The 24,795-nt window shown below is 73.5% G+C and carries 28 protein-coding genes; 21 read left to right on the top strand and 7 right to left on the bottom strand.

Annotated elements, in window-relative coordinates; genetic code table 11:
- Positions 1 to 44: 44 nt before the first annotated feature.
- The 12 genes from KDN32_RS21195 (at position 45) to KDN32_RS21250 (ending at position 10,997) form a co-directional block, all read left to right on the top strand.
- Positions 45 to 977 (top strand): NADP-dependent oxidoreductase, encoded by a 933-nt coding sequence (locus KDN32_RS21195; protein ID WP_211734581.1) that lies wholly within the window; start codon positions 45 to 47, stop codon positions 975 to 977.
- A gap of 85 nt (positions 978 to 1,062) precedes the next feature.
- A complete protein-coding gene (locus KDN32_RS21200; protein WP_211734583.1) occupies positions 1,063 to 1,524 on the top strand; it encodes a BLUF domain-containing protein in 462 nt (153 codons plus the stop codon).
- Between the two features lie 292 nt (positions 1,525 to 1,816).
- Positions 1,817 to 2,392, top strand: a complete 576-nt coding sequence (locus tag KDN32_RS21205; protein WP_211734585.1) for a TMEM165/GDT1 family protein — start codon at positions 1,817 to 1,819, stop codon at positions 2,390 to 2,392.
- A 109-nt stretch (positions 2,393 to 2,501) separates the two neighbouring features.
- Positions 2,502 to 3,059, top strand: a complete 558-nt coding sequence (locus tag KDN32_RS21210) for a hypothetical protein (RefSeq protein WP_211734587.1) — start codon at positions 2,502 to 2,504, stop codon at positions 3,057 to 3,059.
- Positions 3,060 to 3,075: 16 nt separating this feature from the next.
- The gene (locus tag KDN32_RS21215) at positions 3,076 to 4,359 is read left to right on the top strand and encodes a sensor histidine kinase (protein ID WP_211734589.1); all 1,284 of its coding nucleotides are present in this window, start codon (positions 3,076 to 3,078) and stop codon (positions 4,357 to 4,359) included.
- Positions 4,356 to 4,991 carry a response regulator gene (locus tag KDN32_RS21220; protein WP_211734591.1) on the top strand — a complete coding sequence of 212 codons (636 nt, stop codon included), beginning with the start codon at positions 4,356 to 4,358 and terminating at the stop codon, positions 4,989 to 4,991. The genes KDN32_RS21215 and KDN32_RS21220 overlap by 4 nt, the downstream gene beginning before the upstream one ends.
- Positions 4,992 to 5,001: 10 nt before the next feature.
- Positions 5,002 to 5,871, top strand: coding sequence for an aldo/keto reductase (locus KDN32_RS21225; RefSeq protein ID WP_211734593.1), 870 nt, complete (start codon positions 5,002 to 5,004; stop codon positions 5,869 to 5,871).
- Between the two features lie 4 nt (positions 5,872 to 5,875).
- The gene (locus KDN32_RS21230; RefSeq protein WP_211734594.1) at positions 5,876 to 6,838 is read left to right on the top strand and encodes an SDR family NAD(P)-dependent oxidoreductase; all 963 of its coding nucleotides are present in this window, start codon (positions 5,876 to 5,878) and stop codon (positions 6,836 to 6,838) included.
- Between the two features lie 222 nt (positions 6,839 to 7,060).
- Positions 7,061 to 7,522 (top strand): Fur family transcriptional regulator, encoded by a 462-nt coding sequence (locus KDN32_RS21235; RefSeq protein WP_211734596.1) that lies wholly within the window; start codon positions 7,061 to 7,063, stop codon positions 7,520 to 7,522.
- Positions 7,523 to 7,533: 11 nt separating this feature from the next.
- Positions 7,534 to 9,792 (top strand): catalase/peroxidase HPI, encoded by a 2,259-nt coding sequence (gene katG, locus KDN32_RS21240; protein ID WP_372446590.1) that lies wholly within the window; start codon positions 7,534 to 7,536, stop codon positions 9,790 to 9,792.
- An 87-nt stretch (positions 9,793 to 9,879) separates the two neighbouring features.
- Positions 9,880 to 10,617 carry a phosphotransferase family protein gene (locus KDN32_RS21245; RefSeq protein ID WP_211734598.1) on the top strand — a complete coding sequence of 246 codons (738 nt, stop codon included), beginning with the start codon at positions 9,880 to 9,882 and terminating at the stop codon, positions 10,615 to 10,617.
- 17 nt (positions 10,618 to 10,634) lie between these two features.
- A complete protein-coding gene (locus KDN32_RS21250; RefSeq protein ID WP_211734601.1) occupies positions 10,635 to 10,997 on the top strand; it encodes a bleomycin resistance protein in 363 nt (120 codons plus the stop codon).
- Position 10,998: 1 nt separating this feature from the next.
- On the opposite strand, the gene KDN32_RS21255 is transcribed toward KDN32_RS21250, so the two are convergent.
- Positions 10,999 to 11,436 (bottom strand): MOSC domain-containing protein, encoded by a 438-nt coding sequence (locus tag KDN32_RS21255; RefSeq protein WP_211734603.1) that lies wholly within the window; start codon positions 11,434 to 11,436, stop codon positions 10,999 to 11,001.
- Between the two features lie 85 nt (positions 11,437 to 11,521).
- On the opposite strand from KDN32_RS21255, the gene KDN32_RS21260 reads away from it, so the two are divergent.
- Positions 11,522 to 12,283 (top strand): Pr6Pr family membrane protein, encoded by a 762-nt coding sequence (locus KDN32_RS21260; protein WP_211734605.1) that lies wholly within the window; start codon positions 11,522 to 11,524, stop codon positions 12,281 to 12,283.
- On the opposite strand, the gene KDN32_RS21265 is transcribed toward KDN32_RS21260, so the two are convergent.
- Positions 12,280 to 12,720: a MarR family winged helix-turn-helix transcriptional regulator gene (locus KDN32_RS21265; protein ID WP_211734607.1), complete on the bottom strand. Its 441-nt coding sequence runs from the start codon at positions 12,718 to 12,720 to the stop codon at positions 12,280 to 12,282. The two genes, KDN32_RS21260 and KDN32_RS21265, sit on opposite strands and share 4 nt — an antisense overlap.
- A gap of 131 nt (positions 12,721 to 12,851) precedes the next feature.
- On the opposite strand from KDN32_RS21265, the gene KDN32_RS21270 reads away from it, so the two are divergent.
- The 4 genes from KDN32_RS21270 (at position 12,852) to KDN32_RS21285 (ending at position 19,078) form a co-directional block, all read left to right on the top strand.
- Positions 12,852 to 14,042, top strand: a complete 1,191-nt coding sequence (locus tag KDN32_RS21270) for an MFS transporter (RefSeq protein WP_211734609.1) — start codon at positions 12,852 to 12,854, stop codon at positions 14,040 to 14,042.
- Positions 14,043 to 14,121: 79 nt separating this feature from the next.
- Complete coding sequence (locus KDN32_RS21275; protein WP_211734611.1) at positions 14,122 to 15,060, top strand: homocysteine S-methyltransferase family protein; 939 nt, start codon at positions 14,122 to 14,124, stop codon at positions 15,058 to 15,060.
- Positions 15,061 to 15,097: 37 nt separating this feature from the next.
- Positions 15,098 to 16,516 carry an MFS transporter gene (locus KDN32_RS21280; protein ID WP_307854271.1) on the top strand — a complete coding sequence of 473 codons (1,419 nt, stop codon included), beginning with the start codon at positions 15,098 to 15,100 and terminating at the stop codon, positions 16,514 to 16,516.
- Between the two features lie 129 nt (positions 16,517 to 16,645).
- On the top strand, positions 16,646 to 19,078 hold the full coding sequence (locus tag KDN32_RS21285) for an immune inhibitor A domain-containing protein (protein ID WP_211734613.1): 2,433 nt from the start codon (positions 16,646 to 16,648) through the stop codon (positions 19,076 to 19,078).
- Between the two features lie 71 nt (positions 19,079 to 19,149).
- On the opposite strand, the gene KDN32_RS21290 is transcribed toward KDN32_RS21285, so the two are convergent.
- Together KDN32_RS21290 and KDN32_RS21295 are read right to left on the bottom strand one after the other, a co-directional pair.
- Positions 19,150 to 19,536 carry a DUF5818 domain-containing protein gene (locus KDN32_RS21290; protein WP_211734615.1) on the bottom strand — a complete coding sequence of 129 codons (387 nt, stop codon included), beginning with the start codon at positions 19,534 to 19,536 and terminating at the stop codon, positions 19,150 to 19,152.
- Positions 19,537 to 19,571: 35 nt separating this feature from the next.
- A complete protein-coding gene (locus KDN32_RS21295) occupies positions 19,572 to 20,681 on the bottom strand; it encodes an alpha/beta hydrolase family protein (RefSeq protein WP_211734617.1) in 1,110 nt (369 codons plus the stop codon).
- Between the two features lie 108 nt (positions 20,682 to 20,789).
- On the opposite strand from KDN32_RS21295, the gene KDN32_RS21300 reads away from it, so the two are divergent.
- Together KDN32_RS21300 and KDN32_RS21305 are read left to right on the top strand one after the other, a co-directional pair.
- Positions 20,790 to 21,653: a sigma-70 family RNA polymerase sigma factor gene (locus KDN32_RS21300; protein WP_211734619.1), complete on the top strand. Its 864-nt coding sequence runs from the start codon at positions 20,790 to 20,792 to the stop codon at positions 21,651 to 21,653.
- Between the two features lie 147 nt (positions 21,654 to 21,800).
- Entirely contained in the window at positions 21,801 to 22,037 is a 237-nt protein-coding gene (locus KDN32_RS21305) for a DUF1059 domain-containing protein (protein ID WP_211734621.1), read from the top strand.
- 26 nt (positions 22,038 to 22,063) lie between these two features.
- Here KDN32_RS21305 and KDN32_RS21310 read toward each other — a convergent pair whose 3' ends face one another.
- On the bottom strand, positions 22,064 to 22,375 hold the full coding sequence (locus KDN32_RS21310) for a hypothetical protein (protein WP_211734622.1): 312 nt from the start codon (positions 22,373 to 22,375) through the stop codon (positions 22,064 to 22,066).
- A 56-nt stretch (positions 22,376 to 22,431) separates the two neighbouring features.
- Between KDN32_RS21310 and KDN32_RS21315 the strand changes: the two genes are divergently transcribed.
- Complete coding sequence (locus KDN32_RS21315; protein WP_211734624.1) at positions 22,432 to 22,725, top strand: putative quinol monooxygenase; 294 nt, start codon at positions 22,432 to 22,434, stop codon at positions 22,723 to 22,725.
- A 1-nt stretch (position 22,726) separates the two neighbouring features.
- Here the strand turns inward: KDN32_RS21315 and KDN32_RS21320 are convergent, their stop codons facing one another.
- Both KDN32_RS21320 and KDN32_RS21325 read right to left on the bottom strand, forming a co-directional pair.
- The gene (locus KDN32_RS21320) at positions 22,727 to 22,954 is read right to left on the bottom strand and encodes a hypothetical protein (RefSeq protein WP_211734626.1); all 228 of its coding nucleotides are present in this window, start codon (positions 22,952 to 22,954) and stop codon (positions 22,727 to 22,729) included.
- Between the two features lie 35 nt (positions 22,955 to 22,989).
- Positions 22,990 to 24,108, bottom strand: a complete 1,119-nt coding sequence (locus KDN32_RS21325; RefSeq protein ID WP_211734627.1) for a WD40/YVTN/BNR-like repeat-containing protein — start codon at positions 24,106 to 24,108, stop codon at positions 22,990 to 22,992.
- Positions 24,109 to 24,193: 85 nt separating this feature from the next.
- Here KDN32_RS21325 and KDN32_RS21330 point away from each other — a divergent pair, with 85 nt between their 5' ends.
- A complete protein-coding gene (locus tag KDN32_RS21330; RefSeq protein ID WP_211734629.1) occupies positions 24,194 to 24,793 on the top strand; it encodes a mycothiol transferase in 600 nt (199 codons plus the stop codon).
- Positions 24,794 to 24,795: the final 2 nt, after the last annotated feature.

Consider the following 24,795-nt stretch of genomic DNA (forward strand, 5'->3'; position numbering starts at 1 on the left):
GCGTTGCACCAGCCGTCCGATCCCCGCCCCCGAGGAGATGCACCATGCGCGCAGCCAGCTACGACCGCTTCGGCGGACCCGAGGTCCTGACCGTCGGTGAGCGACCGGATCCGCCCGTCGGCCCCGACACCGTGCTCGTGCGGGTGCGCGCCACGAGCGTGAACCCGGTCGACTGGAAGGTGCGCGAGGGCTACCTCCAGGGAGCCTTCCCGCACCACCTCCCGATCATCCCGGGCTGGGACGTCGCCGGCGTGGTCGAGGCCGTGGGTCCGGCGGTCCGCACCGGGCTCCGCGTGGGGGACGAGGTCTGGGGCTACGTCCGACGCGACGACGTGCACGCCGGCACCGCCGCTGAGCTGGTGCCGGCCCCGGAGCGCACCGTGGCGCTGAAGCCGGAGGGCCTCTCGTTCGAGGAGGCCGCGTCCGTGCCGCTCGCCGGCCTCACCGCCTACCAGGCCCTCACCGAGGCGCTGCAGGTCGGACCGGGCGACCGGGTGCTCGTGCACGCCGCGTCCGGCGGCGTCGGCCAGCTCGCCGTCCAGGTCGCCGTCGCGCTCGGCGCCGAGGTCGTCGGCACCGCCTCCGCGCGCCACCACGACCTGGTGCGCAGCCTCGGCGCCTCGGTCGTCCTCGACCACGCGGAAGGCCCCGTGAGCGAGCAGCTCGCCGACCACGGCGGCCCGGTCGACGCCGTCCTCGACCTCGTCGGCGGTGACGCGCTGGCCGATGCCCCGGCCCAGGTAAAGGACCCCTCACGGATCGCGACGGTCACCGACGCCGACGTCGTGGCGGGCTTCGGCGGCCGCTACGTCTTCGTCCGCCCGGACCGCGACGGCCTCGACGCGCTCGCCGACCTCGTCGAGCAGGGCCGGCTGCGCGTGACCGTGGCCCGGACCTTCCCGCTCGAGCAGATCGCCGACGCGCACCGCCTCTCCGAGGAGGGCAGCCCCGGCGGGAAGATCGCGATCACCGTCTGAGACCGGGATCACCCGGCGGTCGGACCCGGGACCCCACCCACGGGTGTGGTCCCGGCCGGTCCGGTGTGCCTACCGTGTTGCGGCTATGAGTGCGCTGACCCTCGAGACCGAGCCCCACGTCGAGGGCGCCGTCCTCACCCTGACCTACACCAGCACCGCCACCGCGCTGCTGACGATCGACGAGCTCGTCGAGCTGATCGAGCAGATCCGGCCGAAGAACGAGCAGCTCGGCGTGACCGGTCTGCTGCTCTACAGCGGCGGCAACGTGATCCAGACCCTCGAGGGGTCCGAGGCCGACGTGATGACCGTGTTCGACGCGATCTGCGGCGACGAGCGGCACACCGCCATCGAGGTCGTCGACCGGCGCACGGTCGCGGCCCGCGCGTTCGCCACCTGGTCGATGGGCTTCCGCAACGTCAGCGCGCGCGAGGTCGCCGACATCGTCGGCTACACCGCGTTCGTCAAGCACTCGGTCGGCCGCGACCTCGACACCCACGCCGAGTCGGCCTTCGAGCTGCTCGAGCGGTTCCGTCGCACGGCGGTGTGATCCAGGGGTGATCCAGGGGTGATCCAGGGGTGACCCAGGTGTGACGCAGCCCTCGTCCTGGGGATTGGCGGGCCGGCGACGCACCTGCCTAGGGTGGGTGTCGAAAGGGAGTAGTCCCCAACAGCTGCGTCGACACACTGACCCCTCGGGTCCGGTGCAGCCGGCCACCGTCACGGTGGCGGACGAGACTTTCGACCAGCAACACGACCCTGTAGACGGACGTGCCTGGTCGAAGGCGCGTCCTCCCTGATCGTCCTGGGACACACCTCCGGCCGGGCCGGAGAGGAACCCCATGGAAGCGCTGCTCCTGAGCACCGCCGTCATCTTCGTCGCCGAGCTCGGCGACAAGTCCCAGCTCATGGCGATGACGTTCGCCGCCCGCTACCGCGCCCGCGACGTGCTGATCGGCATCACCGTCGCGACCGCCATCGTCCACCTCGCGTCGGTCGGCATCGGCGCCGCGATCGGCTCGGCGTTCGGCGACTACCAGGCGGCGATCAACGTCGTCGCCGGCCTCGCCTTCCTCGGCTTCGCGGCCTGGACGCTGCGCGGCGACGAGCTCACCGACGAGGAGGCGGACAAGGCCCGCAGCAGCCAGGGGGCGGCGATCCTCGCGGTCAGTGTCGCGTTCTTCCTCGCCGAGCTCGGGGACAAGACGATGCTCGCCACCATCACGCTGGCCACGCACGAGGGCTGGTTCGGCACCTGGATCGGCTCCACCGTCGGGATGGTCGCCGCCGACGCGCTCGCCATCGGCGTCGGTGCGGTCCTCGGCCGCCGGCTCCCGGAGAAGGCGATCCGCTACGGCGCGACGGCCGCGTTCGTCGTCTTCGGGCTGCTGCTGCTGGTGCAGGGCCTCACCGCCTGACGCTGCCGGAGGCAGGTCCCGGACGTCGGTCCCCCGGGGTACTAGCACCATCGGACACCTTCTCCGTCGGGCCCGGCTGCGGGACGCTGGGCCCGACAGAGGAGGAACCGTGCTCACCCGACCCCGTCTCACCCGCGCCGCGACGGCCGTCGTCGTGGGCTGCGTGGTGCTCGTGCCGGCGCTCGCCGTGCCCGCCGCGGCGAGCCACGGCGACGAGTCGGTCGTCCGGCTCGACCCGGGCGGGGGCGAGGGTGGCGACGACTCGGGCGGCTCGGGCGGCCACGGCGCCGACGACGGCACCACCTCGGGCACCGGCTCGACCAGCGGTGGCACCACCACGTCGAGCGGCTCGGGTGGAGGCGGCGGCGACCGCGTCGAGGCCCGCGGCGGGTGCCGCGGCGGCAGCACCGAGTGGAAGCTCAAGGTGAAGCCCGACGACGGCCGCCTCGAGGTCGAGGGCGAGGTCGACAGCGGGCGCACCGGTCAGCGCTGGGCGTGGAAGCTGCGCCACAACGGGTCGGTCACGGCCCGGGGAACCGGGCGTACGTCCGGTCCGAGCGGGTCCTTCGACGTCGAGCGGATGCTGGTCGACCTCGCCGGTACGGACACCGTGAAGTTCCGTGCGACGTACGGCGGACAGGTCTGCCGGGGTGTGGTCCACTACTGACCACACAGGAGGTCGCATGCGCTGGCTCACCCACCCCGTGGTGCAGTTCCTCGCCGCGGGCGTCGTGGTGCTGGTGCTCGTCGGGGTGGCGACCAGCTGGCTCAGCCGCGACGCCGCCGACGAGGAGGCGATCGACGACGCCCGGACCCTCACCCAGGTCCTCGGCCGGTCGGTGGCCCAGCCGGCGGTGCCGCGCGGGCTGGTCAGCGAGGACCCGGCGGCGATCGACCGTCTCGACCGCAAGGTCCTCGACCGGCTCCTGGTCGGCGACGTGCGCCGGATCAAGATCTGGAAGGCCGACGGCACCATCGTCTACAGCGACCGTACGGAGCTGATCGGCTCGGTCTACCCGCTCGACGAGGACGAGCTCGAGGCGCTGCGCGAGGGCCACACCGACGCCGAGCTGTCCGACCTGTCCAAGCCGGAGAACCGCTTCGAGCGCGACCTCGGCCCGGACCTGCTCGAGGTCTACACCCAGATCTGGTCACCCGAGGGCGAGCCGCTGCTCTTCGAGGCCTACTTCACCGCCGGTCAGATCGGCCGTCAGCGCGAGGCCGTGCTGGCCCGCTTCCTGCCGATCACGCTCGGCTCGCTGATCGTCCTGCTCGCCCTGACCACGCCGCTCGTGCTGCTCCTGGCGCGGCGCATCGCCCGCGGCGCACGGGTGCGCGAGGAGCTGCTGCAGGCGGCCGTGCGCGCGTCCGACGCCGAACGGCTGCGGATCGCGCGCGACCTGCACGACGGCGTCGTGCAGGACCTCGCCGGCTCGTCCTTCGCGCTCTCGACGGTGTCCTCGTCCGGCTCGCTCGAGCCGCAGGTGCGCGGTGAGCTCGACGAGGTGAGCCGCTCGCTGCGCACCAGCATGCGCTCGCTGCGCTCGCTGCTGGTCGAGATCTACCCACCAGACCTGCACGCGGGTGGTCTGGCGGCGGCGCTGCACGACCTCGTCGCCCCGCTCACGGCGACCGGGACGGCGGTCGACGTCGACGTGTCCGGCGACGAGGAGGCGAGCGAGGCCGTCGTCGCCCTCACCTGGCGGGTCGCGCAGGAGGCCGTGCGCAACGTCGTGCACCACGCCTCGGCGACCCGGGTCTCGGTCACCGTGCGCCGCGAGGGCGACTCCCTCGTGCTGGAGGTCGTCGACGACGGTCGCGGCTTCGACCGGGGGGTGGAGGAGCCCGAGGGACACTTCGGCCTGCGCAACCTCGAGGGACTGGTCCGGGAGTCGCGGGGCACACTGGAGGTCGAGTCGGCCCCGGGGGACGGGACCGCGTTGCGGATGGAGGTGCCGGTCCGATGATCCGGGTGGTGGTGGCCGACGACCACCACGTCGTACGACGGGGGCTCACCGGCCTGATCGACTCGACCGACGACCTCGAGGTCGTGGGCGTGGCGACCAACGGTGCCGAGGCGGTCGAGATGGTCCGCGAGCACCGGCCCGACGTGGCGCTGATGGACCTGCAGATGCCGGAGGTCGACGGGGTGGAGGCGACGCGCACCATCCTCGCCGAGGCGCTCGGCACGGAGGTGCTGGTGCTGACGTCGTTCTCCGACCAGGCCCGCATCCACGCCGCCATCGACGCGGGCGCCGTGGGCTACCTGCTCAAGGACGCCGAGCCCGAGGTGCTGCTCGACGGCATCCGCGCGGTCGCGCGCGGGGAGTCGCCGATCGACCCGCGCGCGGCGCGCCGGCTGCTCGCGGCGCGCGCCGACGCCGCGCCCGACCCGACCGCCGGCCTGTCGCCGCGCGAGGCCGAGGTGCTGCGGCTGGTCGTGCAGGGCCTGCTCAACAAGCAGATCGCCCAGCGACTCGGCGTCACCGAGCGCACCGTGAAGGCCCACCTCACCTCGGCCTACCAGCGGATCGGGGTCGCCGACCGCACCCAGGCGGCGCTCTGGGCTCAGCGCAACGGGTTGGTCGAGCCCTCGTAGTCTCGGGAGCATGCAGACACGCACCCTCGGCACCCACCAGGTCGGCGCGATCGGCCTGGGCCTGATGACCTTCGACCAGACCGGCTCGCAGCCGCGCCAGCAGCTGCTCGACACCGTGACCGCGGCGCTCGACGCCGGCGTGACCCTCTTCGACACCGCCGACGCCTACGGGCCGGGCGAGGAGAAGGGCCGGGACGCGCAGGGCGAGAACGAGCGCCTGATCGCCTCGATCCTCGACGAGCTCGGCGTCCGCGACCGGGTCGTGCTGGCCACCAAGGGCGGCCACGTCCGCACCGAGGGCGGCGGCTGGGACACCGACAGCTCCGCCGACCACCTGCGCAGCGCCGTCGACGCCAGCCTCCAGCGCCTCGGCGTCGAGCAGATCGCGCTGTGGCAGCACCACCGCCCCGACCCGAAGGTCTCCTACGACGACGTGATCGGCACGCTCAGGGAGATCGCCGACAGCGGCAAGGTCGCCGCGGTCGGGCTGTCCAACGCCGACCCCGACCAGATCCGCGCCGCGCACGCGGTGCTCGGCGACGCGCTGGTGAGCGTGCAGAACCAGTTCAGCCCGAAGTTCCGCTCCAGCAAGCCCGAGATCGACGTCTGCGACGAGCTCGGCATCGCGTTCCTGCCGTGGAGCCCGCTGGGCGGGCTCTCCGACGCCAAGGAGCTGGCCGAGAAGCACCCCGCGTTCGCCGAGGTCGCGACCGAGCGCGGAGTCAGCGCCCAGCAGGTCGCGCTCGCGTGGGAGCTCGCGCAGTCGCCGGTCGTGATCCCGATCCCCGGCGCCAAGCGCCCGTCCTCGATCACCGACTCGGCTGCGGCCGCCGCGATCGAGCTCACCGCAGACGAGCTCGCCCGGCTCGGCGCGAGCTGACGCCGTGTCCCGCCCGCTGCTGACCCGCGCCGTCGACACGGTCCTGGACCGCTCGCTCGTGCTCGGCTACACCACCATCGGCCTCGCGGTCCGCAAGGCGCTGCCGGGCTGGCCGGCGGACCCGGCCCCCGGCGTCCTCGCCGGCCGGCAGGTCCTGGTCACCGGCGCCAGCTCGGGCCTCGGCATCGCCACCGCGGCCGGTCTGGCCGACCTCGGCGCGACCGTCCACCTCGTGGTGCGCGACGAGGCCAAGGGCGGGCGGGCGGTCGACCGGATCCGGGCTGCGCAGCCCGACGCCGACCTGCGGCTGTGGCGCTGCGACGTCGGCGACCTCGACGACGTACGCCGCTTCGCCGACGCCTTCGCCGCGGAGGTCCCCGAGCTGCACGCCGTGGTGCACAACGCCGGCGTGATGCCGCCGGAGCGCACCGAGTCGGCGCAGGGCCACGAGCTGAGCATGGCCGTGCACGTCCTCGGCCCCGTCGTGATGACCGAGGCGCTGCGCGGCACGCTCCGCGGCGGGCGGGTGGTGCTGGTCAGCAGCGGCGGGATGTACGCCCAGTCGCTGCGCGCCGACGACCCCGGCTACCTCACCGGCGACTACTCGCCCACGACCGCCTACGCGCGCTCCAAGCGGATGCAGGTGGAGCTGGCCCCGCTCCTCGGCGAGCGGTGGGCGGACGAGGACATCACGGTCGCGGTGATGCACCCGGGATGGGCCGACACCCCGGGCGTGCAGGAGTCACTGCCCACCTTCCAGAAGGTCACCCGGCCGGTGCTGCGCGACGACGCCCAGGGCGCCGACACCAGCGTCTGGCTCGCCGCCGTCGAGCCCGCGCCGCCGACCGGCCGGTTCTGGCACGACCGCGTCGAGCGCCCGACGAGCATCCTGCCGACCACCCGCCCCTCCGCCGACTCCGTCGCCAGGGCCTGGGCGTGGCTGGCGGACGCCGCCGGCCTGCCCTGAGCGGCGTACGGGCTCGGTCGAGGCTCCGTCCCCGGTCGGGCCTCCGCCGTCGCTCGGGGTAGTCCAGTGGCGAACCGTCGTCGGCCGGGGGTGCTCCAGTGGCCAGATGTCGTCCCGGTGGCGCATCGACGACATCTCGCCACTGGACTACCCCCGAGGGGCCGGCCCCGCCGCCACCCGAAAAACTTGACTGGTTCAAGAAAGCGCGGCAGGGTGGAGCCGATGGACGACACGAGCACCGAGGCTGACTTCGAGCAGCTGCTCCGCGGCGCCGACCTGCGGGTCACCCGGCCGCGCCTCGCCGTCCTGCGTGCCGTCCGCCGCCACCCGCACGCCGACACCGGCTCGGTGCTGGCGGCGGTACGCGACGAGGAGCCGACCGTGTCGCACCAGGCGGTCTACGACGTCCTCGGCGCGCTCAGCGACGCCGGACTGGTCCGCCGGATCCAGCCGGCCGGCTCCGCCGCCCGCTACGAGCTGCGCGTCGGCGACAACCACCACCACGTGGTCTGCCGCTCGTGCGGCACGGTCGCCGACGTCGACTGCGCCGTCGGCCACCGGCCGTGCCTCGACGCGTCCGACGACCACGGCTTCGTCATCGACGAGGCCGAGGTCACCTACTGGGGCCTGTGCCCCACCTGCGCCATCCGTCCCACCGAACCGTCCACCGCCCACCTCTCCTGAAGGGACCCCGCATGTCCGACGACCTGCCCAACGACTCCGCCCGCGCGACCGACACCTCCGCGAGCAACGAGGCCAACGCCGAGGTCGGCGAGATGAACGAGCAGGGCGGCGCCGCCTCCTGCCCCGTCCTGCACAGTGGCAACGTCCACCCGACCCAGGGTGACGCCAACTCCGAGTGGTGGCCCGAGCGGCTCAACCTCAAGATCCTCGCCAAGAACCAGCCGGCCATCAGCCCGCTCGGCGGCGACTTCGACTACGCCGAGGCGTTCTCCGGCCTCGACCTCCCGGCCCTCAAGGCCGACATCGCGGCGGTCCTCACCGACAGCCAGGACTTCTGGCCGGCCGACTTCGGCCACTACGGCCCGCTGATGATCCGCATGGCGTGGCACAGCGCGGGGACCTACCGCGTGCAGGACGGCCGCGGCGGCGCCGGCACCGGCCAGCAGCGCTTCGCCCCGCTCAACTCCTGGCCCGACAACGGCAACCTCGACAAGGCCCGCCGCCTGCTGTGGCCGGTCAAGAAGAAGTACGGCAACGCGATCTCGTGGGCCGACCTGATGGTGCTGACCGGCAACGTCGCGCTCGAGTCGATGGGCTTCGAGACCTTCGGCTTCGCCGGCGGCCGCGTCGACGCGTGGGAGCCGGACGCCGACGTCTACTGGGGTCCGGAGACCGAGTGGCTCGGCGGCGACCAGGGTGGCGCCCAGCGCTACAAGGGCGACCGCGAGCTCGACAACCCGCTCGCCGCGGTCCAGATGGGCCTCATCTACGTCAACCCCGAGGGTCCGGAGGGCAACCCCGACCCGAAGCTCGCCGCGCACGACATCCGCGACACCTTCGCCCGGATGGCGATGAACGACGAGGAGACCGTCGCGCTGATCGCCGGCGGCCACACCTTCGGCAAGACCCACGGCGCGGCCGACCCCGAGGAGTACGTCGGCCCCGAGCCCGAGGCCGCCCCGATCGAGGCCGGCGGCATGGGCTGGCTGTCGAAGTACGGCTCCGGTGTCGGCAAGGACGCGATCACCTCGGGCCTCGAGGTCACCTGGACCGACGTGCCGACCCAGTGGAGCAACCGCTTCTTCGAGATCCTCTTCCAGTACGAGTGGGAGCTGTCGAAGAGCCCGGCCGGTGCGGCGCAGTGGGTGGCCAAGGACGCCGAGGCGATCATCCCCGCGCCCGACGAGGGCGGCGCGAAGCGTCTCCCGACGATGCTCACCACCGACCTCGCGCTCCGGATGGACCCGGCCTACGAGCAGATCTCGCGCCGCTTCCTGGAGAACCCGGCCGAGTTCGCCGACGCCTTCGCCCGCGCGTGGTTCAAGCTGACCCACCGCGACATGGGCCCGGTCGCCCGCTACCTCGGCCCCGAGGTCCCGAGCGAGGAGCTGCTCTGGCAGGACCCGATCCCCGCTCCGACGCAGGTCCCGTCGGCCGAGACGGTCGCCGCTGTCAAGCAGGCGGTCGCCGATTCCGGCCTCACCGTCAGCCAGCTGGTCTCCACCGCGTGGGCGGCCGCGTCGTCGTACCGCCACTCCGACAAGCGCGGTGGCGCCAACGGCGGCCGGATCCGCCTCGAGCCGCAGCGCAGCTGGGAGGCCAACGACCCGCAGCAGCTCGCCGGCGCGATCAGCGTGCTGGAGGGCATCGCCGAGGCCAACGGCATCTCGTTCGCCGACACCGTGGTCCTCGCCGGCAACGTCGGCGTGGAGAAGGCCGCGTCCGCGGCCGGCGTCCCCGTCGAGGTGCCCTTCACCCCGGGTCGCGGCGACGCGACGCAGGAGCAGACCGACGTCGAGTCGTTCGCCTGGCTCGAGCCGCAGGCCGACGGCTTCCGCAACTTCGTGCGGGCCGACTCCAAGCTGCCGGCGGAGTACCTCCTGGTCGACAAGGCCAACCTGCTCAACCTGACCGCGCCGGAGATGACCGTGCTGGTCGGCGGCCTGCGGGTGCTCGGCGCCAACACCGCGGCGTCCACCGACGGCGTGCTCACCGAGCGCCCGGGCCAGCTGACGAACGACTTCTTCGTCAACCTGCTCGACCTCGGCACGGTCTGGAGCCCGGCTGGCTCCAACGACCGCTTCGAGGCGAGCACGGGCGGCAACGCCTGGACCGGCACCCGCGCCGACCTCGTGTTCGCCTCCAACTCCGAGCTCCGCGCGGTCGCCGAGGTCTACGCCCAGGACGGGTCGCACGAGAAGTTCGTCCACGACTTCGTGGCCGCGTGGGCCAAGGTCATGGACAACGACCGGTACGACGTGAAGGGCTGACGCCTCCTCGTCCCACCCGCGGCCCGGGTCCCCTCGTGGGGCCCGGGCCGCGGCGCGTCCGGGCTCGTCGGCAGTGATACTGGGCGGGTGGAGGAGGTCGAGGTCGTCGTCGCGCACCGCGAGCGGGCGACCCTCCGCGTGGGCGACGTCTTCCTGAAGGTCGACGGCGAGCCGAGCCGGACCAGGCGCGAGCTCGAGGCGATGCGGCTGGCGCCGGTGCCCACCGCCCCCGTGCTGTGGCACACGCCGCCCGTGGTGGCGCTCGGACGGCTGCGGGGTGTGCCGCTCGGGCGGCTCGGCGTCCCCGACACGTCGCCGGCCGCGGCCTGGTCGGCGGCCGGCGCGATGGTGCGCGCGCTGCACGACGCGCCGCTGCCGCTCTGGCCGAGCCCGCGCAGGACCCCTTCGTGGGACGACCTGGCCGTCGAGGCCCGCTCGCTCGTGGCCGACGGGCTGCTGCCCGCCGACCTGGTCGAGCGCAACCTCGAGGTCGCCCGCGCGGCGCTGCGGCCCCACGACCCGGTCTTCACCCACGGCGACCTGCAGACCCTGCACGTCTTCGTCGAGGGCGACTCGGTCACCGGGGTGCTGGACTGGTCGGAGGCCGGTCCGGGCGACGCGACGTACGACCTCGCGGTGCTCACCCTCGGCCACGAGGACCGCCTCGACGACGTGCTCGCCGGCTACGGCGGCGGGGTCGACGTCGACGCGATCACGGGCTGGTGGTCGGCCCGCAGCCTGCTCGCTGCCCGCTGGCTGCTCGAGCACGGCTTCGACCCGGACGCGCCCGGCTGCGAGTTCGACGTGCTGCGCGCGCGGATGTGAGCCCGTAGCGTCGGTGCATGGTCGACCACGCCACGCCCAACCTCCCGTCCCGCGACCTCGACGCGACCGCCGCCTTCTACGGCGGTCTCGGGTTCACCACGACCTACCGCGACCCCGGCTGGATGATCCTCCAGCGCGGCGGGCTGGTGCTGGAGTTCTTCCCCGACCCCGGCGTCGACCCGGCCTCGACCGCCGCAGGCTGCTGCCTGCGGGTGGACGACCTCGATGGGCTGTACGCCGCGTGCGTGGGCGCCGGAGTGCCCGACCAGCGCACCGGCTGGCCGCGGCTGCACCCGCCGACCGTGGAGCACTCGGGGATGCGGATCGGCTACCTCGTCGATCCCGACGGCACGCTGCTGCGGCTGGTGCAGAACCCCTGACCTATCCCCACGCGGCGGGGTCGCCGACGCGGACCGTGCCGGAGGTCAGCAGCCGGAACACGGTGCCGCCGCGCGGTGACTTCAGGGCCGCCATCGCGCCCTCGCCGAGCCAGTCGTCGAGGAGGCGGCAGGGCGCAGCGATCCGGACGACCTCGAGCTCGACGTCGCCGATCGTCAGCCGCTCGCCGGGGCGGGTCGGCAGCGCACCGGAGTCGAGGGTGACGTTGCGGCGGGTCAGGCCGGGGTCGACCTCGCGCCCGAGCACCTCGGCTGCCGCCCGCAGGTCGTCGAGCGACTGCACGGTGACGTGGCGGTGCCGCGACCCGTGGTAGCGGTCGCCGACGAGACCCGCACCTGCCTCGGCCTCGACCCGCTCGACGGACTTCGTGGGCAGCCGACGTCCCGGGGCGAGGTGGATGGCATGGACGCGTGGGGGCACGCCACGACCGTACTTCGGAGGGGGCCCGCAGGCATGCAGCGGGTCGCGGAGACCTTCCCGCCCGCCTGAGCGCCATACTCCGACCGTGACCACCACGCCCGCCGCGCGCGAGACCGAGCCCACCGCCACCGCCCGCGCGGCGTACGCCGTCAACGCCGGGGTCGCCTGGTTCGGCCTGGCCGTCACACTGGTCGTCTCGGCGCTCGACGGCTACGACCGGGTGCCGGTGGAGGCCGGGCTCTACGGGGACACGGCGCGGGGCGCGGCCGGGACGCTGGCGCGCGTGGCCGACACGCTGAGCTACTTCACGATCTGGTCCAACGTCGTCGTCGCGGTCTCGGTGACCCTGCTGCTGGCCCGCCCGCTGCGCCCCACGCGCGTGGTCCGGGTGCTGCGCCTGACCGGGCTGCTGATGATCACGGTGACCGCGATCGTCTACCAGGTGCTCCTGGCGCCCGCCGTCGACGTGACCGGCTGGTCCCTGCTCACCGACCCGGTGCTGCACGTCGTCACGCCCGCCCTCACCGTGCTGGTCTGGGTGGTGTGGGGTCCGCGCGGCTGGGTCACGCTCCGCGAGGTGCCACTGGCGCTGGTCGTGCCGCTGGTGTGGATCGCGTGGATGCTGGCACGCGGAGCGGTGGTGCACGCCTACCCCTACGGCTTCGCGAACGTCGAGGAGCTCGGCTACGGGCCGGTCGCGGTGACGCTCGCGACCATCCTCGTGTTCGGCATCGTCATCGCCGCGGTCTTCTGGGGTGCCGAGCGGCGCCTGCAGCGGTGGGCAGCCGACGCCCGCGACCTGCGTGCCCGGAGCCGTCGGGGCCGTCGGGGACGGGCAGGTCGCTAGACCAGCTCGACGACCGTGCGGGCGAGGTCGCTGAGCTCGGGGGTGTCGCCCGCCTCGCGCAGGGCCTCGTCGAGGACCGCGTCGTGCGTCGGGCGGGCGAGCGCGAGCAGTGCGCGACCGGCCTCGGTCGGCTCGGTGTAGATCCCGCGGCGGTCGTCCTCGCACAGGATGCGGGTGATCAGGCCGCGCCCCTCGAGCCGGTTGACCAGGCGTGTCGTGGCGCTCGGCGACAGGCCGGTGGCGCGCGCCAGCTGGGCCATCCGCAGGTGCCACCCGTCCTGGCGCGACAGTGCGTCGAGCACCGTGAACTCGACGACGGACAGGTCGTGCTCGGCCTGCAGGGCGCGCTCGAGCCGCGCCTCGATCAGCTGGTGCAGCGCGGCCAGGCGCCGCCAGCCGCGGGCGCGCACCTCCACGGCGTCGTCGCTGATGCCCATCCGGTTCCTCCGTGCTCGGGATGTCGTCAGGGTCACTTTACCAGCGTTTGCAACATGCCGCGTGTGCAACTAACCTCGACAAAGAAGTTGCACACGCGTTCTTTTGCACACGCTCATCACTGGAGGACACCATGAAGCCAGGACTGCTGGCACTCGCCGTCGGGGGTTTCGGCATCGGCCTGACCGAGTTCGTCATCGCCGGCCTGCTCCCCGAGGTCGCCACCGACTTCGCCGTCGACGAGGCGACCGCGGGCTGGCTGATCTCGGGCTACGCGCTCGCCGTCGCCCTCGGCGCCATCCCGCTCACCGCCGGCGTCACCCGGCTCCCGCGCAAGCAGGTGCTGCTCGGGCTGATGGGGCTGTTCGTGGTGGGCAACCTGCTCAGCGCGATCGCCCCCACCTACGAGGCGATGCTCGTCGGTCGCGTCGTCGCCGCGCTCTGCCACGGCGCCTTCTTCGGCATCGGCTCGGTCGTCGCCGCCGACATGGTCGCCCCGGACAAGAAGGCCGGCGCGATCGCGCTGATGTTCGGCGGGCTCACCCTGGCCAACGTCCTCGGCGTCCCCGCCGGGACCCTCGTCGGCCAGCAGTGGGGCTGGCGCGCCGCGTTCTGGGCGATCACCGTCATCGGCGTGCTCGCACTGGTCGCGATCGCCGCCCTCGTCCCCGCCCAGCGCGGCGACTCCGGGGCCGACCTGCGCCGCGAGGTCCGGGCGTTCACCGAGCCCCAGGTCTGGGTCTCGCTCCTGCTCACGGTGCTCGGCTACGGCGGCATGTTCGGCGCCTTCACCTACATCGCCTTCACCCTGACCGGCGTCACCGGCTTCGCCCCGTCGGCCGTGCCGTGGCTGCTGGTGCTCTTCGGTGTCGGCCTGGTCGCCGGCAACGTCCTCGGCGGCCGCGCCGCGAACCGCTCGGTGCGCGGGACGCTGCTCGTCGCGCTGTCCGCGCTCGTCGTCGTGATGACCACCTTCGCGCTGACGGCCTCGAGCAAGCCGATGACCGTGCTCGCGCTGGTCCTGATGGGCGGCTTCGGCTTCGCGACGGTGCCGGCCCTGCAGATGCGGGTCATGACCCACGCCGGTGGCGCGCCCACCCTCGCGAGCGGCGCGAACATCGCCGCCTTCAACGTCGGCAACGCGCTCGGCGCCTGGCTCGGCGGCGTCACCATCGCGGCCGGCCTGGGCTACGTCTCGCCGATCTGGGCCGGTGCCGGGCTGACCGGGCTGGCGCTGGTGCTGCTGGTGGCGGCCGACCCGCGCGGACCTCGAGCCGGCGAGCCGACGGCGGACGGCGTACGCCCCGAGGTGCTCGTGCCCTGATGCGGGCACACCGGTCCAGACCGCGGTGACGTGGGACGGTGACGGTGCTAGACCGGGAGATCGACCCCCGGAGGTGCCCATGACCACGCCCTGGAAGCTGCCGGACACGGACCGCGGGTGGGTGACCGACGGCGGGCTCGAGACCGACCTGCTGTTCCACCACGGCGTCGACCTGCCCGACTTCGCCGCCTTCCCGCTGCTCGACGACGGCGACGGGCGCCGGCTGCTCGGCGACTACTTCCGCGGCTACGGCGCGGTTGCCGCGAGCGCCGCGGCCGGCCTGCTGCTGGAGACCCCGACCTGGCGCGCCAGCACCGACTGGGGCGCGCGGCTGGGCTACGACGCGGACGCGACCGCACGCGTCAACCGGGACGCGGTCACCTTCCTGCGCGCGCTCGCGGAGGAGGCCCGTGGTGAGGTCGACCGGGTGCTCGTCGGCGGGACCGTCGGCCCGCGCGGTGACGGCTACACCGCCGGTGACCTCGACGCCGACGCCTACGCCGACTACCACCGCCACCAGGTCGGGGCGTTCGCCGACGCCGGCGCCGACCTCGCGACGGCGTACACGCTCACGACCGTCGCGGAGGCCGTCGGCGTGGTGCGGGCCGCGCAGGACGTCGGCCTCCCGGTCGCGGTGTCCTTCACCGTCGAGACCGACGGACGCCTGCCCGACGGCACCACCCTCGGGGCGGCCGTCGACGCGCTCGACCGCGCGACGGACGCGGCGGCGTCACACCTGCTGGTCAACTGCGCCCACCCCGACCACGTGGCCCCGGGCCTCGACGGCGGCGCCTGGCAGGGTCGCGTCGCGGGGCTCCGGGTGAACTCCTCGCGGCTCAGCCACGCCGAGCTCGACGAGGCCGAGGAGCTCGACGAGGGCGACCTCGGGGACCTCGCGACGCGTACGCGGGCGCTGGCCGCCGACCTGCCGTCGGTCCGCATCCTCGGTGGTTGCTGCGGCACCGACGTGCGCCACGTGGCGGCCGTGTGGGAGGACTGGTCGCCGACCGGAAACTAGCGGGCGCGGTGTCGGTGGTGACGCCTACGCTCGTCGAGTGCCCCTCGACGAGCCCGACGCGATCCCCGCGGATCCTGCCGCGCCGCAGGTCGAGGCCCACCTCCCGCCGGGGGTGACCCGCGGTCCGGAGACCGCCCGGGCTTTCCGCCAGGTGCTCGGCAACACGCTGGTCGCCAACGTGACGTCGAGCTACCTCTGGTTCGCGCTCACCTTCTGGGCCTACCTCGAGACCCGCTCGGTGATGGCCACCGCGATCATCGGCGGCGGCTACATGCTCTTCACCGCCGTCTTCGGCACCTTCTTCGGGACGCTGGTCGACCACCACCGCAAGAAGCAGGTGATGGTGACCTCCTCGACCATCACCCTCGTCGCCTATGCCGCCGCCGGTGGTCTGTGGCTGCTGCTCGGGGAGGACCGGCTCGCCGACTGGGGCAACGCCTGGTTCTGGCTGTTCACCGCGGTCATCCTCGTCGGCGGGGTGGTCGAGAGCCTGCGCAACATCGCGCTGTCGACCACCGTGACCCTGCTCGTCCCCGAGGACGGCCGCGACAAGGCCAACGGCCTCGTCGGAACGGTGCAGGGCATCGCGTTCATGATCACCAGCGTCTTCAGTGGCCTGAGTGTCGGCCTGCTCGGGATGGGCTGGACCGTCGCGGTCGCGGTCGCCCTCACCGGGCTCTCGCTCCTCCACCTGCTGCCGATCGTGATCCCGGAGGTCGCTCCCGACCCCGAGGCGGGTGGCTCGCGCTTCGACGTCCGGGGCGCGGTCGCCGCGATCGTCGCGGTGCCCGGCCTGGTCGCGCTGATCGCGTTCTCCACCTTCAACAACCTCGTCGGCGGCGTCTACATGGCGCTCATGGACCCCTACGGCCTCGAGCTGTTCAGCGTCGAGGCGTGGGGACTCGTCCTCGGCGTGACCGGCCTCGGGTTCGTGGTCGGCGGTGGCCTCGTCGCCCGCTTCGGGCTGGGTGCCAACCCGGTCCGCACGCTGCTGCTGGTCAACCTGGGGGTCGCGGTGCTCGGGATGACGTTCACGGTCCGCGAGTGGGCCTGGCTCTACGTGGTCGGCATCTTCGTCTTCATGGCCATCATCCCGGCCGCCGAGTCGGCCGAGCAGACGATCCTCCAGCGGGTCGTGCCGTTCCGCACCCAAGGACGGGTCTTCGGGTTCGCGCAGAGCGTCGAGGTCGCAGCGAGCCCGGTGTCGGCGTTCCTCATCGGGCCCATCGCGGAGTTCGCCCTCATCCCCCACATGGAGTCCGAGCGCGGACGCGACAGCTGGCGCTGGCTGGTCGGTGACGGCGATGCCCGCGGCATCGCCCTGGTCTTCATGCTGGCCGGGGCGATCACCTTCGTCACGGTGCTGCTCGCCCTCGCCTCCAGGCCCTACCGGCGGCTGTCCTCGGCCTACGCCGCCGCGCCGCCGCAGCGGCTCGAGGCGCAGCCCGGTTCGTGAGCCACGCCGGTCCAGTCCGTGGAGCACGGGGTCTGGTCAGTGTCGTAGGTCACGCCTAGGGTTTCGATCGGCAGCCAGGTTCTCGGGGGCGGACCCGCCCGGCCGGCTGTCTCTCGGAAAGGAAGACTCGTGAGATCCACGACCCTCGGGCTGTCACTGGCCCTGATCACCGGAGCCGGGGCACTGTCCCTGGCCCCCTCGGCCGCAGCACCGCAGTCGGCTCACCGCAGCGTCGGGGAGGCGCATGCGGCGAACACCGAGCACGTGCTGCCCAACCCGGAGGCGGAGAAGCAGGCCGCCCTCCGCCAGCAGGCGTGGGCCGACGTGCTCAGCGGCGAGGCCTCGCCGCAGACCGTCGCCGGCAACACCGTGCTCAAGGTCGGCAAGGAGCCGGCCGCCGCGCGCGGCACGCAGGCGCGCCGGAAGGCGGGCGGCGCCACGCAGGACCAGTACGTCGAGCTCAGCAACGAGCGCACCGACAAGGTCTTCGTGTTCCTCGTCGACTTCGGCAACCAGCGCCACCCCAGCTATCCCGACCGCGACACCGACCCGGCCGTCCCCGGCCCCACGACGTTCGAGGGCCCGGGCTTCAACGAGATCCCCCAACCGGGTCCGGACGACAACTCCACCCAGTGGCGCAAGAAGTACACCAAGAAGTACTACAAGGACCTCTACTTCGGTGACGGCGAGCTCGCCGACTCGCTCAAGAGCTACTACGAGCGCCAGTCGTCGGGTCGCTACAGCGTCGAGGGCATGGTCACCGACTTCACCACGGTGCCCTACAACGAGGCCCGCTACGGCCGCAGCAACGGCTACCCGTGCGCCAGCAACGTGTGCAGCAACACCTGGAACCTCGTCTCCGACGGCATGACCCAGTGGGTGGCGGACCAGAAGGCGGCCGGCAAGACCGACGCCCAGATCAAGCGGATCGTGTCGCAGTACGACATCCGCGACCGCTACGACTTCGACGGCGACGGAAACTTCGACGAGCCCGACGGCTACATCGACCGCTTCCAGATCATCCACTCCGGCGGCGACCAGGCCGACGGTGACCCGATCTACGGCGAGGACGCGATCTGGAGCCACCGCTGGAAGGCCTTCCAGGGCACCGGCCAGGGCCCGACGGTCGGCGGCGTCGCCAACCCCGACGGCGGCACCCAGATCGGCAACACCGGCATCTGGGTCGCCGACTACACCGTGCAGCCGGAGAACGGCGGCATCTCGGTCGTCGCCCACGAGTACGGCCACGACCTCGGGCTGCCCGACCACTACGACACGGCCGCGTCCGGCGACAACCCGGTCAGCTGGTGGACGCTGATGGCGCAGAGCCGTGTCTCGGCCGCCGGCGACCAGGGCATCGGCACCCGCGCCGCGGACCTCGGCGTGTGGGACAAGCTCCAGCTCGGCTGGCTCGACTACGAGACGGTCGTCGCCGGCCAGGACCGCACCATCGACCTCGGCCCCCACGAGTACAACTCCGCCAAGGCCCAGGGCGTCGCCGTCGTGCTGCCCGACAAGCAGGTCACCACGAGCCTGCTGACCCCGCCCGAGGGCACCCGGCAGTGGTTCTCCGGCTCCGGTGACGGCTACTCGGCGTCGATGTCGCGCGCCGACCTCGCGGTCCCGGCCGGCACCACGACGCTGTCGCTCAAGGCCGCGTGGAACATCGAGGAGGACTACGACTTCGGCTACCTCGAGGTCGAGGCGCCCGCCGGCAGCGGCACCTGGACGGCGCTCGACACCGCCGCGATCGACGACGACGCCGACGCTGCGGCCGAGGCCGGGATCGACGGTGTCAGCGACGGCTACGTCGACGCGTCCTTCGACCTGTCCGCCTACGCCGGCCAGACGATCGGGCTGCGGGCGCGCTACGTCTCCGATGGCGCGGTGCAGGGCCAGGACCCGAGCCTGGGCTGGTCGGGCCTGCTGGTCGACGACATCCGCGTCACCAACGGCGGCACCACGGTGTTCGCCGACGGCGCCGAGTCCTCCCCCAACGGCTGGACGCTCGACGGCTTCCGCTCGATCGGGGCGGGCTACGACACCACCTACGACCAGTTCTACCTGGCCAGCAACCGCACCTACACCTCCTACGACAAGTACCTCCAGACCGGCCCGTACAACTTCAGCTTCGCGGACCGGCCGGACTTCGTGGAGAAGTTCCCCTACCAGGACGGCCTGCTGGTCAACTACTGGGACTCCTCGTTCGTCGACAACAACACCAGCCAGCACCCCGGTGGGGGCCTGGTGCTCCCGGTCGACGCCAACCCGCAGGCGCACTACAACCTGCAGGGCACGCCGTGGCGAGGTCGCATCCAGACCTACGACGCACCGTTCGGGCTGCAGAAGAGCGACTCGTTCTACCTCACGGCCGGCGGGCAGCGCTCCTACGTCCGCGGACGGGCGGCGAACCCGCTGTTCGACGACAGCGACCCCAACCGCTACTTCCAGCCGTTCGTCGACGCGGGCCTGCCCCGGGTCGGCGTGAAGGTCGCGGGCGTCGGGGTGAAGATCCGGGTGCTCTCGCAGAGCGGCACCAGCATGCGGATCCGGGTGCAGTGACCTGACGCACCCCTGATGCACCACCGGCGGGGCCGGGAGCCGTGGGCTCCCGGCCCCGTCGCGTTCCGTCCCTACTCCGGCAGGGGCAGGTAGGTGAACCGGCTGACCTCGACGGGCGGACCGCCGCACCCGGTGGCCGCCAGCTGGGGCGTGCCCGTCACCTGGACGCGCTCGTCGAGGGTCAGGTCGCCCGCCCGGTCGCCGGTCATCGTCCAGGTGGTGCCGTTGTCGTCGCGCACGACCACGCAGTCCCCGACCTCGACGACCAACCCGACCACGCGCAGCTTCTCGAGCCCCTCGCTCGGCGGCTTCGTCGGGCTCGCGGTGGGCTCGGGCGTCCTCGACGTCGACGTCGGCGACCCGTCCGGCTGCGGCGCGGCGTCGCGCGGCTCGTCGCCGCAGCCCGCGGTGAGGGCGAGGAACGAGCACGCGAGGGCGGTCCCGAGGAGGTGGCGCATGTCGGTGGGACGGTCGGGAGCGCCCGACGGATCCGTCAGGCGGGCATGCGGGCGCGGAGGAAGCGGACCGTGCGGTCCATCGCGGCGACGAACGCCGGCCCGAAGGCGTGCCCGTCGTCGTACCACTCGAGCGTCGAGTCGACCCCGGCCGCGGTGAGCGCCTGCTGGGTGGCACGCGCCCAGGGCGGCGGGCAGGTGTCGTCGAAGCGGCCGTGGACCAGCAGCACCGGTTCGGTGATCTCGTCGAAGTCTGGTCGGGGCGAGACGCCGCGCCAGAAGGCCGGGTCGTCGTCGGGGAGCCCGTGCCGACCGCGGAAGCCGGCGCGCAGGGCTGCGACGGGAGCGTCGGGGCGCTGGAAGTGGTCGAAGTTCTGGCCCTCGAGGCTCGACACCGACGCCCAGCCGACGCCGGCCGCGAACAGGCCGGGCTCGGCGACGAGTGCCTTGAGCATCACCCCGCCGCCCATCGACCGACCGAAGAGCGCGATCCGGTCGGGGTCGACGCGGACGTCGCGGGACGCGGCGAGCGCCCGCGCCGCGGCCGCCACGTCGGCGGCGTAGCCGAGGCGGACGGCGGTCTCGATCCGCGGGTCGTCGGTCGACTCGGCGTGGTTGCGGTAGTCGACGTGCAGCGCGACGAAGCCGCGCTCGGCGAGGAATCCCCGCTCGCGGGTCATGCCCTGTCCGCGCACGTAGGAGGCGGGGTCGATGTAGCCGTGCGCGAGGACGACCGCCGGGAACGGCCCACGTCCCGCGGGGACGTTGAGGACGCCGCTGATCCGCAGCGGGGCGGTCCCCGCGCCGGCAGTCGTCGAGCGGAACGTCACGTCGTAGGAGGTGTAGGTCGCGGTGCGCTCGCGGACCGCCCCCAGCCGCAGTCCGCCGCCGGTCAGGTCGGCCTCGGCCAGCGCGGCGAGCGAGATCGGGCGCGGTCGCTCGGTCGGCTCCGGCTCGGCCGGCTCCTCCGACGGCTCCTCCGACGGCTCCTCGGACGGGGGAGGGGGCGCCGACGTGGAGGCCGAGGGCGAGCTGCTCGGATCCGCCGGCGCCGGGTCGTCCTCCGGGGTCGAGGTGCAGCCCGCGAGCAGGACCAGGGCCGTCGCCGTCGATGCGAGCCGACCCGCGTCCCTCACGCGCAGCGCCATCCCCCCAGTGTGCGGGGGCGGTCCCAGAAAATCCTCCGCGGATCGGTCACACCAGGCGCCGCGCGGTCGTCGTAGGGGTGGAGGATGCCGACGAGAGGTGGGGGACGGATGGACCAGACAGAGGCCTTCGAGACCGAGCGACCGCGGCTGGTCGGGCTCGCGACCCGGGTGCTCGGCGACCACGCCGAGGCGGAGGACGTCGTGCAGCAGGCCTGGCTCCGGCTGGACCGGGCGAGCGGTCGCGCAGACGACGCCATCGAGAACCTGCCCGCCTGGCTCACCACCGTGACCACCCGGCTGTGCCTGGACCGGCTGCGCGCCCGGACCCCCGTGCCGGTGGAGGACGACGAGCTGGACGACGCCGCGCCCTGGACGGCGGACTCCTCGGACCCCGCGGACGACGTGGCCCTGGCCGACACCGTGGGGATCGCGCTGCAGGCGGTGATCGACCGGCTCACCCCGCGTGAGCGGGTCGCGTTCGTGCTGCACGACAGCTTCGGCTTCGAGTTCCCCACGATCGCGGCGCTGCTCGGCACCACCCCGACGGCGGCCCGCAAGCTCGCCTCGCGGGCCCGCGCGAAGGTCGCCCAGCCGCGGGCCGAGGACACGCTGGCCGACTGGGAGGTCGTCGACGCCTTCATGGCCGCGGCGCGCGGCGGCGACCTGCCGCGGCTCCTGCAGCTGCTCGCCCCCGACGCGGTCGTCGGCGCCGACGAGGCGGCCGTGCTGGCCGGGACGCCCGCGAGCATCGAGGGGCGCGAGCAGGTCGCCGCGTTCTTCAACGGCAGCGCCCAGTCGGCGTTCGCGGTGCTGGTCGACGACCGGCCCGCGTCCGCCTGGTTCCTGCGCGGCGAGGCGAAGGTGGTCTTCGACTTCGAGGTCGCGGACGGCATGGTCCGCGCGATCACCTTCCGCGCCGCGCCCGACCTGCTCGCCCGCGTCGTACGCCGCGACGGCCCCGACCCGCGCTGAGAGCCGCCGCTCCGACACGGGGTGGTTCACCACCGTGGACGCCCGTCGCCCCGTTCCGACACGGACCGTGACGCAACAGGCCCCGAGCCACCCTGGGAGATGGCCCGGGGTGTGACACCACCAGGCAGCACCACAGGAGGAGACACGATGAAGACGATGACCTGCCGCCAGCTCGGCGGCCCCTGCGACCTCGCCCACCACGGCGAGACCCACGACGACGTGATCAACGCGCAGGACCAGCACCTCAAGCAGGCCGAGAAGGACGGCGACGCCGCCCACCTGCCGGCGCGCAAGGAGATGAAGGGCCGTTGGCGGCACCCGAGCAAGTCGCTCGGCTGGTACCGCGAGATGCAGGCGGCCTTCGCCGCGCTCCCCGAGGACTGAGTCGGGGGAGCAGCGGCTGGGGCGGGTCAGGCCCGGCGGTCGGCCAGCACGTGGGCCGCGCCGGCGGCCGCGGCGGTGACGCCGAGCACCGACGGCCAGGTGCCGACCTTCTTCGCGAGCGGGTGCGAGACCCCCATCGCGGTCCAGTAGCCCGCGGTGAGCCCGGCGACCAGCGGCGCGCCGCCGACGGCGTACCACCGGCGGGCGGCGAGGGCGTTGGCGCCGAGCATCGCGGCCCCGCCGAGGGGGCGTACGCCGGTGCGCTGGGCGAGCGTGAAGCCGCCCACGAGGCCGGCGGCGAGGAGGGGAGCGGTGGGGACGCGGGAGAGGTCGGGCACGCGACGAGCCTAGCCAGCAGGGTGCAGACTGGCGGTCCACCTGCGAGAGGGAACCCATGAGCGAGCTCCACGTCGTTGCCACCATCCCCGTCAAGCCCGAGGCCGTCGACCAGGTCCGGCCCGCGCTCACCGAGCTGGTCGCCGCGACCCGCGCCGAGGAGGGCTGCCTGGCCTACGACCTGTTCGAGTCGGCGGCCGCGCCCGGCACGTTCGTGACCGTCGAGCGGTGGACCGGCCAGGAGGCGCTCGACGCCCACATGACCACGCCGCACGTGGCGGCCGCCTTCGCCGCGGCCGGGGGCGCGCTCGACGGCGAGGTGGCGATCCACCCGCTGCGCCCGGTCGAGTAGGTCAGTCCTCGCCCCTGGCTGCGTCGCGCACCGCACAGGTCTGCGCGAGTCCGAGCGCCCAGCAGGTCGGACACCCCCGCAGCAGCACCACGGCCGGCACCGCCAGCAGCAGCGCGAGCGGCCCCCACCACGGCACCAGCACGAACGCCGCCACCAGCAGCGGCAGCCCGAGCGCCCCGCGGACGAGGTGCCGCGGGACGCTCCGGCTGGCGAAGAAGGTGTCGGTCACGCAGGACGTTCGACGCCCGCGCGGAGCCGGAGGGGTCAGCCGCGGCCGACCCGGCCGGCGCTGCCGGCTGCCCAGCAGACCTTCGCCACGCAGTCGACGACGTGGTAGCCGAGATCGCTCACGCGCGTCCAGGTGCGCCCACCGTCGGTGGTGAGGCTCGAGCCCGCGGAGCCGTCGTAGTCGCCGGTCGCGAGCGCGACCTTCCAGCCGCGGACGAAGGTGACGTCCTCCCCGATGTGCGTCAGGTCGGAGCCGAGGGTCCACGTGCGACCGTCGCGGGTCCACGCCGTGGTGGCCACGGTGTCGGTCGAGTCGGCGAAGTCGCCGCCGACCACGATACCGTGGCGCGGGGACGCGAAGGCGCCCGCGAAGCCGCCGGCCGACTCGCCGGCCGGGATCCCGGACGCGACGGCTGTCCAGGTCAGGCCGCGGTCGTCGCTGCGCAGGACGCGGCTCTGGGCGCCGCCGGTGACGATGAAGGCGGCCTTGCCTGCCGTGACCAGGCAGTCGCCGCTGGCCGCGAAGCCGAACTCGTCGGCGCTGTCGGGCATGCCCCTCGAGGGCAAGACCTTCCACGAGCGGCCGCGGTCACGGGTGGACAGGATGCGGAGCTTGCCGTCGACCGGGTCGCTGACCGCGAGCCCCCGGCGGCCGCCGGGGTAGAACCCCATGCAGTCGTAGAACGCGTTCTCGTCGTCGTTGCGGAACGCCTCGGTCCAGCTCCGGCCGCCGTCGGTGGAGCGGTAGATCCGCGAGGCCTCCCCCGGGCCGATCGCCAGCACGTGGGCGACCTTCCCGACCACCTCGACGTCGCGGAACGACAGTCCCTCGGCGTCGGCGGGGCTGACGTCGACCCAGGTCCGGCCACGGTCGGTCGTCCGGAAGACCCGGGCCGCCCCTCCGTCGGTCAGGCTCTCGCCGGTCACCCACGCCTCCTTGCGCGAGACCGCCTCGAGGCCGCGGAAGTTCTGGTCGGCGTCGAGGACCCCCTCGACCCAGCGGTGGCGGAACGGGTCGGCCGACTTCGGGCCGTGGCCGTTGCCGTGGCCGTTGCCGGGGCCGTGGCCGGCGGTCGCCGGGACCGCGAGGGCGAGCGCCGGGAGGAGTGCGGTGAGGAGCAGGGCGGGGGTGCGGAGGAGTCCGGGTCGTCGCATCCGGCCAGCCTGCTGGGTGCGCGACCTCCGTGTCCAGAGGGTCAACCGGTCGCTGATCGTCCGGATCCGGGTCCACGATGGGGTCATGAGCGACGACGACACCGACCAGGACCGCGACGTGTGGGTGCCCCCGCCGTGGGAGCCGCCGATCGACGGGACGGAGGCCGAGCACCTGACCGGAGCGCTGGGACGCATGCGCGCCACCCTGCGCTGGAAGGCCGACGGCCTCGACGAGGCCGGGCTGCGCCACCGGATCCCCTCGTCGTCCCTGTCGCTGGGCGGGCTGCTGCTCCACCTCGCGCTGGCCGAGGACTACTACCTCGTGACCAAGCTGCGCGGCGACGAGATGGTCGAGCCGTGGCGGTCGCTGGGCCACGACGGCACGGACGAGTGGGAGTTCGAGGCCGGACCGCAGGGCCTCACGGCAGCGGAGACGTACGCCGTCTTCGACGACGCGGTCGTGCGCAACACCCGCCGGATCGACGAGGCGCTCGCCGAGGGCGGCCTCGAGGTCGTCGCGCACGTCGACGACGGCAACGGCAACCACCCGCGGCTGCGCCGCCTGCTGGTGGACCTCCTCGAGGAGTACGGCCGCCACACCGGCCACGCCGACCTGCTGCGCGAGGCCGTCGACGGACGAGTCGGCGAGGACCCGCCGGAGGACTGGCGGCTGCCCTGGGGGTGAGC

The sequence above is a fragment of the Nocardioides palaemonis genome (assembly GCF_018275325.1).
GTDB lineage: Bacteria > Actinomycetota > Actinomycetes > Propionibacteriales > Nocardioidaceae > Nocardioides > Nocardioides palaemonis.